The organism is Cupriavidus sp. 01T418, assembly GCF_056398885.1.
In genome coordinates this window covers 171,342-179,554 of record NZ_JBFTQG010000012.1, presented here as the reverse complement: position 1 = coordinate 179,554, position 8,213 = coordinate 171,342, and the positions used below count along the sequence as shown (strand labels likewise).

General features: G+C 59.6%; 8 protein-coding genes and 4 pseudogenes. 8 read left to right on the top strand and 4 right to left on the bottom strand.

Annotated elements, in window-relative coordinates; all coding sequences use genetic code 11:
- Window positions 1-145 precede the first annotated feature (145 nt).
- Together AC1DQ3_RS15370 and AC1DQ3_RS15365 are read left to right on the top strand one after the other, a co-directional pair.
- Window positions 146-280, top strand: a pseudogene (locus tag AC1DQ3_RS15370) (IS110 family RNA-guided transposase); the annotation flags it as partial.
- Complete coding sequence (locus tag AC1DQ3_RS15365) at window positions 267-410, top strand: alcohol dehydrogenase catalytic domain-containing protein (protein WP_477121023.1); 144 nt, start codon at window positions 267-269, stop codon at window positions 408-410. The pseudogene AC1DQ3_RS15370 and the gene AC1DQ3_RS15365, both read left to right, overlap by 14 nt.
- Here the strand turns inward: AC1DQ3_RS15365 and AC1DQ3_RS15360 are convergent.
- From AC1DQ3_RS15360 to AC1DQ3_RS15345, 4 genes and pseudogenes are all read right to left on the bottom strand, one after another.
- Window positions 401-601: a hypothetical protein gene (locus AC1DQ3_RS15360; RefSeq protein ID WP_477121022.1), complete on the bottom strand. Its 201-nt coding sequence runs from the start codon at window positions 599-601 to the stop codon at window positions 401-403. The genes AC1DQ3_RS15365 and AC1DQ3_RS15360 overlap by 10 nt on opposite strands.
- Window positions 602-1,321: 720 nt before the next feature.
- Window positions 1,322-1,531: pseudogene (locus tag AC1DQ3_RS15355) on the bottom strand (IS3 family transposase); the annotation flags it as partial.
- Between the two features lie 104 nt (window positions 1,532-1,635).
- A pseudogene (locus AC1DQ3_RS15350) lies at window positions 1,636-2,375 on the bottom strand (SDR family NAD(P)-dependent oxidoreductase).
- Window positions 2,376-2,473: 98 nt separating this feature from the next.
- Window positions 2,474-3,223 (bottom strand): SDR family NAD(P)-dependent oxidoreductase, encoded by a 750-nt coding sequence (locus AC1DQ3_RS15345; protein ID WP_477121021.1) that lies wholly within the window; start codon window positions 3,221-3,223, stop codon window positions 2,474-2,476.
- Between the two features lie 24 nt (window positions 3,224-3,247).
- Here AC1DQ3_RS15345 and AC1DQ3_RS15340 point away from each other — a divergent pair, with 24 nt between their 5' ends.
- The 6 genes and pseudogenes from AC1DQ3_RS15340 (at window position 3,248) to AC1DQ3_RS15315 (ending at window position 8,200) form a co-directional block, all read left to right on the top strand.
- Entirely contained in the window at window positions 3,248-3,508 is a 261-nt protein-coding gene (locus tag AC1DQ3_RS15340; RefSeq protein ID WP_477121020.1) for a hypothetical protein, read from the top strand.
- Window positions 3,509-3,597: 89 nt separating this feature from the next.
- A pseudogene (locus AC1DQ3_RS15335) lies at window positions 3,598-3,945 on the top strand (hypothetical protein); the annotation flags it as partial.
- Window positions 3,946-3,957: 12 nt separating this feature from the next.
- Window positions 3,958-4,179, top strand: coding sequence for an acyl-CoA carboxylase biotin carboxyl carrier protein subunit (locus AC1DQ3_RS15330; protein WP_477121019.1), 222 nt, complete (start codon window positions 3,958-3,960; stop codon window positions 4,177-4,179).
- Between the two features lie 1,277 nt (window positions 4,180-5,456).
- Entirely contained in the window at window positions 5,457-6,503 is a 1,047-nt protein-coding gene (locus AC1DQ3_RS15325) for an extracellular solute-binding protein (protein ID WP_477121018.1), read from the top strand.
- An 18-nt stretch (window positions 6,504-6,521) separates the two neighbouring features.
- A complete protein-coding gene (locus tag AC1DQ3_RS15320; RefSeq protein ID WP_477121017.1) occupies window positions 6,522-7,412 on the top strand; it encodes an ABC transporter permease in 891 nt (296 codons plus the stop codon).
- Window positions 7,409-8,200, top strand: coding sequence for an ABC transporter permease (locus AC1DQ3_RS15315; RefSeq protein ID WP_477121016.1), 792 nt, complete (start codon window positions 7,409-7,411; stop codon window positions 8,198-8,200). The genes AC1DQ3_RS15320 and AC1DQ3_RS15315 overlap by 4 nt, the downstream gene beginning before the upstream one ends.
- Window positions 8,201-8,213 lie beyond the last annotated feature (13 nt).

The window sequence follows — 8,213 nt, the reverse complement described above, 5'->3', positions numbered from 1 at the left end:
GCATCGGCTCGCAAGCGACAGAAGTAGCGATCCGCGTAGGCGTGCTTAACCGCATGGCGGTTCTCGCACGCCCGAATTCCGTCCGCATCGCCTGATTTTTGGATCACGGGAGCCACTTTGCCTTCAGATTCGATTAATGCAACAACGCCACCTTGTACGGGACCGGGGCGAGCTACAAAAGGAAGCGATGCAGCACCGCGACCGGATACGCAAATTGCTGCGCACGGTGGGCTGCTGGCAGGACGTCAGAGGTAAAGGCTGCAGCGGTGAACTACCCCGACCTGCTGGTCGTTCGCGGGCAGTATCAAATACTGCCGGAACGACCATTCGCACCGGGAAAAGATGCCGCCGGCATAGTGAAGACTGTCGGCAAGGACGTGCAGCGGTTCTTTACTACACTTCACGCGTGAAGGCGTTCGAAGCGCAGACTGTCGACGCTTGTGATCGTAGTATCCGCCGCCGCCGCATAGCCCGGCATCGAAACGCCGTCTTGACGATGAGAATCCGGCACGATCATCATGATGGCCTCCGCGGAATCCATCAGCGGGTGTTCGCCCTTCTGCACCACTTTGTCGCGCTGGTTGATCAGTTCGGACGGCACACTACCACCACCGACTGCTTGATCTGCCGTCCGAATGCGCACCCGTGAAGGCACCCAAGCGCACAGATGGGTTTAGATGAACGGATTTGGGGTGGCCACCCAGAGTGCTGAGCGGGGCTACGGAGGAAGAAGCCGAGAGGGAATTCCGAGCAGCAGGCCTCGATAATGGATCGCCACGGCTGCTGGTACGAATCGTCAGTTGCTAGCCACGGTAGGGTGGTGACCTTGCGCTGTACGACGTTCGGCGCGATGGCAGAAGCCGGATCGCATGAACTGCTTCGCGATTTCGAGCGGCTGACTCCGCTACCGCTGCGCCGATTGTGGGCGAGACTGCCGCGGCGCCAACGGTAGCGGGTCCGCTGTGCTACCCGGGTCCTCGATCCACCACCGACTGCTTGATCTGCCGTCCGATTGCGCACCCGTGAAGGCGCTCAAGCGCACGGATGGGTTTAGGTGAACGGATTTGGGGTAGCCCCCCAGAGTGCTGAGCGGGGCCACGGAGGAAGAAGCCGAGAGTGATTTCCGAGCAGCGAGTTCCCCATAATGGATCGCCACGGCTGCTGGTGCAAATCGTCAGTTGCTAGCCGTGAAGGAGAGCGTGCAAAAGTTGGGGGAGGCCGATTTCGTCAGGCGCCCTGGCTTGCAGCGAGGATGTCACGGTTAATTTGTTCGTTGGCCGGTGCTGGTGTCGGCGTTTGTCAACGTAGTTGTCACGTCACCTCACGCAACCTGCTTTAGTTCTGCCGGCGCAATCCGCTCCGGATTGAGCCAGACTTCGTCCGCCAAACTCCAGTCCCGCGTCGGCCCTGACCAACGCGCAGGCGTTCTGGCCTTAGCCTCAGCATAGACCGCTTCACGGTTCGCCAGCACCGCCGGGGCTATGCCACTGTGGCGCTGCGCCGGTGTGACGAATTTCAGTCCACTATACTTCACTGTACGCTGCTTCCCGCTTCCCGCTTGCCGCTTGCCGCGCCGGCGTCCGCGTCAGCCGCCGCCCTGAGCAAAGTGATTGCCGAGGGCGGCAGCCGCCAATCTCAAATCGCGCTCATGCCGCCATCGACCGGGAGGTCTACGCCTGCGATGAAACTTGCTTCGTCAGACGCAAGGAACAAGGCGGCGGATGCGATCTCCTCAGGGCGGCCGAGTCGCCCGAACGGGACCGCCGCCCGCGAACCGGGCGCGGGCCTGGTCAGCCCCCTCCTTGGTCGGCACCTGCTGGTCGAAAATCGGCGTATCGATCGGGTCCGGGCAGATCGCATTGACCCGGATGCGGCGGTCCTTCAGCTCGGCCGTCCACGTGCGGACGAAGGAGCGTACTGCCGCCTTGGTCGCGCTGTAGGCAGTGAAGCCGGGGATGCCCTTGTTCTCCGCGATCGATGTGATCACGATGATCGCCCCGCGGTCATTCAGAAGCGGCAGTCCTTCTTGACAGTGAATTCCAGACCCCGCGTGTTGATCGCAAAGGCTTTTCCTCCGTCGTTTCGGCGAGCGGCTGAGGGTCGACGATGCCCGCCCCGGCGAAGAGGACATCGATCGTGCCCTTCTCGCCGGCTACCTTGGCGTAGAGCCGATCGAGGTCAGCCAGGTTGGACACGTCACCCTGCACTGCGGCGACGCTGCGTCCGATCAGGGATACCGCCTTGTCGAGTTCCGTCTGGCGGCGGCCGGTGATGTAGACGAACGCACCTTCATCGACGAAGCGCTTGGCGGTGGCGAGACCTATACCGCTACTACCGCCCGTGACGACAGCGACTTTTCCTTGAAGCTTCTGCATAGCAGTCCTCATTCAAAATAGGCCATGACGCGCGGGCCCTCGATTGGACGGCGCGTCAGACGATTGTCGCGGAACTTGAAGTGATCGCCTGGACGGGGTCAGACGGAGCACATGCCGCCATCGACCAGCAGCTCGCTGCCGGCGACGAAGCTGCTGTCGTCGGACGCCAGGAACAGCATCGCGGCCGCGATCTCGTCCGGCCGCGCCATCCGGCCGAGCGGGATATTGGCAGCGTGCTTCGCGCGCACTGCCGCAGCCTCCTCCGGCGATTTCGTCTCAGCGTCGATCAGCGGCGTGTCGCACGGACCCGGCGTGATTGTGTTGACCCGGATCCCCCGGTCCTTCAACTCCATCGTCCACGTACGCGCGTACGACCGCAACGCCGTCTTAGACGCTGCATAGGCGCTTCGGCCCGGGAAACCGCGCAGCGACGCGATCGTGCTCGTCAGGATGATCGACGCACCGTTATTCAGCAGCGGGAGCGCCTTTTGCACGGTGAACAGCACGCCCCGCGCATTGACCTCGAAGTTGTGGTTGAAGCTGTCGATCGTGACGTCGCCGAGCTTCACGCTGTTGACAGCCCCAACGTTTGCGACAACGATATCCAGCTTCCTGCCGTCCGCCGCGATCTTTCCATATAGCTGGTCCAGATCGCCGAGGTTGCGCACGTCTCCGCTCACCGTCGCGGCGTTCGCACCGAGCATGGCTGCGGTCTTTTCAAGTTCTTCCTTGCGGCGCGCAAAAATATAGACAAAGGCACCTTCGGCAACAAACCGTTGCGCAGTCGCGAGGCCAATGCCGCTGGTACCGCCGGTCACAAGTGCCACCTTGTTTTTCAATCTCGACACTGTCTGCTCCTCAAGTTGAAATACATGCCGGAGCTGATTGCTCCGTTGGCCGAATTAAACAACCGGTGGACACGCAGCGGTAGCGCTGCGGGGAGAATATCCGTTATTCCGCAATGGAATGGCAGTTTTTCGGTTACGAGCACCGGTGCGAGGCCGATTTACGTACCTGTGGAAAAGCGCCTGCTCGGTTACTTCGCGCTGCCGGTGCTTGCAGGCGACGAGGTTGTCGCCGCGATCGACTTGAAGGCGGAGCGTCGGCAACGCAGGCTCGCGGTACAGAAATGAACATGGGTGACACAGCGGCGGGAAGGCACCCGGATTCAGGAAGCGCTCGCGCGCTTCGAACGGTTTCCGATGCCCTTAGAGCTTATGTCGGAAAGCGGCATCGCGACGGCCGACCGATTTCAACAGCTATGGCTGAGTCGGCGGTCAATCAGATTCTTAACCACCGCATGTGCAAACGGCAACAGATGCGATGGTCGCCGCGGGGAGCCCACCTACTGGCGCAGGTTCGATGTGCCGCCATCAATGGCGACTTAAGGGAAAGACTCGCAGCCTTCAGGCGGCGTATGGAGGAGCTACCCGCTGAAGTGGCTGAGTTTCTTGAGCGGTTAGGGCGAATTGCTGAAGCCGAAGCAGACGGCGCGATCCTGAGATGCAAGACCGGGCCAATACCGGAGCAGCAACGTCATTTGTCAATCAGAGCAACCAAAACAATGTAAGCGGGGAAACAAATGGCACATATCAACATTCTTTCGGAAGTCACTGGAACAGTCTGGAAAATCCATTCGTCCGTAGGCGACACAGTGCAGGAAGATGCGCCGATCCTGATCTTGGAGTCGATGAAGATGGAAATCCCGATTGCCAGCACTGACAAAGGGCGGATCGTGGAGCTGCTGGTGAAGGAAGGCGATTCGGTGGAGGACGGGCAGATCGTCGCAGCGATCGAGGTGTAGTTTCATCCGAACGGCTACACCTACACGTCGTCGCGGACGATCTGGGAGTGGGGCAGAAGCATTGCATACTGAGTCTATCGGGGAACCGAAAGGGAGGGAACGCAACCCTCTGGGTCATTACGGTCGGGATGATAGAGCGCAAAGCCGATTACGCACCGTCATCCGGCCTGGGCTTGTTGATCTGCGAGAGACGCGAACTGCTGCAACAGCTCCAGATGCTGGTCTTGAATCAAAGCGAGTGGCTGTTGTGGCACGGTCAACAGTCGCGCTGCCTGGAGAGACTGAAATCGCTGCGACGCGACATGGATTGAGTCGGGCTCGGTCCACTGAGGCGTCTGATCTGCTATCTGCGAGGTTGCTCGCGCTACCTCGGCAACTATGAACAACGACGAGCGCAAAGGCTGCCAATATCAAGGGAAGGGGCGGAGCCCGTGGTCGACTGCGTCATTGGCCAGCGCATGAAGAGCAAAGGGGTACATGCGCTGGTCGATGCCGGGAGCAAATGCATTGCTGCAGCTGAGATGTGCCGTTCTCAATGGCCAGGACATACGCAATTTCAAGCGTTGGTACCCACCTGAGCGGCGAATCGTAGGATTTGCGGCTCCAACCCCTGCGTCATAGGAGGCGCCCTCGAATTTGGCCACGCCCAGCGCACAGCGCGTTTGGCGGGGTGCAACTGCCGGACGTTGCCCTGACGCGGGATTGGCTCCGCCGCTTACCCTTCGGAGCCAGAAGGAACTCCAGGACGGCCTGGCTGAAGGCGCGCGACTGCTCAACATCCGAAATATGGGCGGCTTCCACATAGCGCGCTGCCGTGATCGTTTGTGCCAGGTAGGCGCCGTTTCAGTGCGGCGTGGGCAGGTCTTTCGAACCGGAGATGTCCGAGGCGGGGCAAGCGATCCTGTGGATTTCGTCGCGCAGATCCGCGCCGCGCAACGGCGAGGCAATTGGCCGACTAGCCGGACGCGCTAGTGGCCCCAAGGCAAACGCGCGAGGACAGTGCGCCAAAGCGGGGGCTACGTTCAGCCTTTCGCGCGAGAGGCGAATGAGCCGTCTGCCAGACTGCCATCACAAAGAATCTCCCAAAATTTTCTTGACAAGTCGTACAGGCGACCTAGACTAACGTATCGATATTAAATACATTCGTATCGCATAGAGATACGAATGATAGCCGCCGACCGGGCCTCCCGCCTGTCTCCATTCTAACCAGCAGTACTGGACAGGGCAGCGCGCTCGTGTGCTGTGTGGCAGCAGCTTTAATCGACGTGGGGGAGAGGATGATGCAAGCGGCTATTCGACGTTGGTTCAGCGTGATGGGTGGCATGGCATTTTGCGCCGGCATTTTTGCGGCATCGCAGGCTTATGCTCAACAAAAACCTGACAAGATCGTGGTGACCGCCTATGGCGGGATCTGGAGCGAATCGGTCAAAAAGAACTTTGCCAGTTGCTTCGAGAAGAAGACCGGCGTCAAGGTAGACATTCTGACCGGAGAGTCCGCAGACTGGCTGAACCGGGTGCGCGCCAATCCGAGCAAACCATCGATCGATGTGATCACGCTGGCGGAGGCCGACAGTTTCCGGGCAGGCCGGGAAGGATTGTTCGATAAGATAACGCCTGAGCGGGTGCCGAATTTCAAAGACATACCGGACGCTTTCCACAAACCATGGGATGACTTTTCCGTGGTGCAGAACTTTGGTGCGATGGGACTCATGTACAACAAGAGTGCGCTGAAAGACCCGCCCACCAGCTGGAAAGATCTGATCGAAAACATCATCGCCGGCAAGTACGGCAAGAAGGTCGGCTGGCCTGCGGGCACCTACACCTGGGGCCCCGAGTTCATTTGGTTCGTGGCGCAGCAATACGGAGGCAACGTCGATATGGCATTTCAGAAGCTCAAGGCGATGCAGCCCTATGTGGTGAAGTTCTGGAACACCCCGGTGGAGGCGCTCAACCTGTTCGGCACGAAGGAAGTCGATATCCTCGTCTACTGGGATGGCCGGGCGCATGCCTTCATTGACAAAGGCAACACGTGGGCTGGGTTCTATGTACCGAAGCCCAACACGATTGCCGGTTCGGTGCTGGTATCAAAAGTGAAGAACGCGCCGGACATCGCGTGGGAATACGTGAACTGCGTGTTGTCGCCGCAGGGTCAATTGGGTCACGCGCAGACCGCGCTTTACGCCATCACGAACAAGAACGTGGTGTACAACCCCGAAATCAAAGACAAGGTGACTCCAGCCAGCATGGTCGTGATTCCGCCGTACAAAGAAATCTTCGACAAGATTCCCGGCTGGATCGAGCGCTGGAACAAAGAAATCCGCTAACAGGGGAACAGAGTGCTCATGAAGACCGCGCAACTCACCGCTGATACTGGAGCTGCGACGAACGCATCCGACACTGGGGCTGGCAAGGGATGGATACCGCTTGCCTTGCTGGCGCCCATTATGCTGTTTCTGCTCGTTTTTTTCGTCGGGCCAGTACTGTTCAATCTGCAAGAAAGTCTCAAGATACCTGGCAGCGACGTGCTCACGCTGGCGCAGTACACCAAGGTGCTGGGCGATGTGTATTACCTCAAGGTGCTGGGTCAGACGATCTTGCTGGGCGTGGTCGTCACGGTCTTGTGTCTGCTCACGGGTTATCCGATGGCCTATGCGATTGCGCGTACCCAGGGCACATGGAAGGCAGTATTGATTTTCGTGTTGGTGGCACCGCTGTTGGTGAACGTGGTGGTGCGTTCCTTCGGCTGGATGGTCATCCTAGGCGGCAGTGGCGTGATCAACACTGTGCTGCGCGCCGTGGGGCTGCCCACCGTCGAACTGATGTACACCTGGACAGGCGTCACCATCGCGATGGTCCATGTGCTGCTGCCTTTCATGGTGCTCGCCGTCGCCAGCACGCTGGAGACGCTTGATGCCCGGCTGGCGGAAGCGGCTCAGGTACTAGGCGCATCTTCGGCCCGCGTGTTTTATCACGTCACCTTGCCGTTGAGCATCGAAGGCGTGATCACGGGCGCGATTCTCACATTCACGCTCACCATTGGAAGTTTCGTCACGGTGATGTTGATCGGGAACAATTCGACCATGCTGCTGCCGCTGCTGATCTACCAGCGTTTGACCGTAGCTTCGGATTGGCATTCGGCCGCCGCACTTGGCATCATTCTGCTGGCGGTGGTGCTCGCCATCCTTTGGCTGCAGGCGCGCCTGCTGCGCTCCACGCCGGGAGCAAACGCATGAGCCACAGTCTGCCACTCAAGTTGTACCTCGTCGTGATGATCGTGTTCCTGCTGGCGCCAGTGCTAGTGGTGGTCACAGTCGCGCTAACGCCATCGGAGTTCGTGACGTTTCCGCCGCCCGGCCTGTCGTTGCGTTGGTTCGATAAAGTGCTGTCGGATCCGACATTTGTACTGCCATTGTGGAATAGCTTCCAGTTAGGTTGCGTGGCCACGCTACTGGCTGCCGTGCTGGCCGTGCCCGCGGCACTTGTGCTGGTGCGCTATCCGGTGCGCGGCGCGCGCGAGATCCAAATCTTGTTGCTCTCGCCGTTGAGCTTACCCACCGTCATTCTCGCTGCGGGCTTGCTGTTCTTTACCGCCCGCATCGGTCTTGGCGGCTCGTTCATCGCCCTGGTCGCGGGGCATACGGTGATCATCGTTCCCTACATCATGCGCACGGTGTTTGGGGTCTATGCCGGCATCGGCCAGGAAATCGAGCATGCCGCGCTGGTTCATGGTGCGGGGCCAATCCGGACCTTCTGGTATGTGACGCTGCCGATGATCCGACCCGGCATTCTGGCCGGCGCGATTTTCGCGTTCCTGATGTCGTTCGACGAAGTGCCGATCGCGCTGCTGCTCACCAACACTGACACCACGACGCTACCGGTGTCGATTTTGAGTTACCTAGTCTACAACTACGACCCGGCGGTTGCGGCGATCTCAACGATCCAGATCGTCATCGTGGTTATCACACTGCTTATCCTGGAACGATTTTTCGGCGTCCGGAACCTCATGTTCCCGTCTCGTTGAAATCAATGATGGC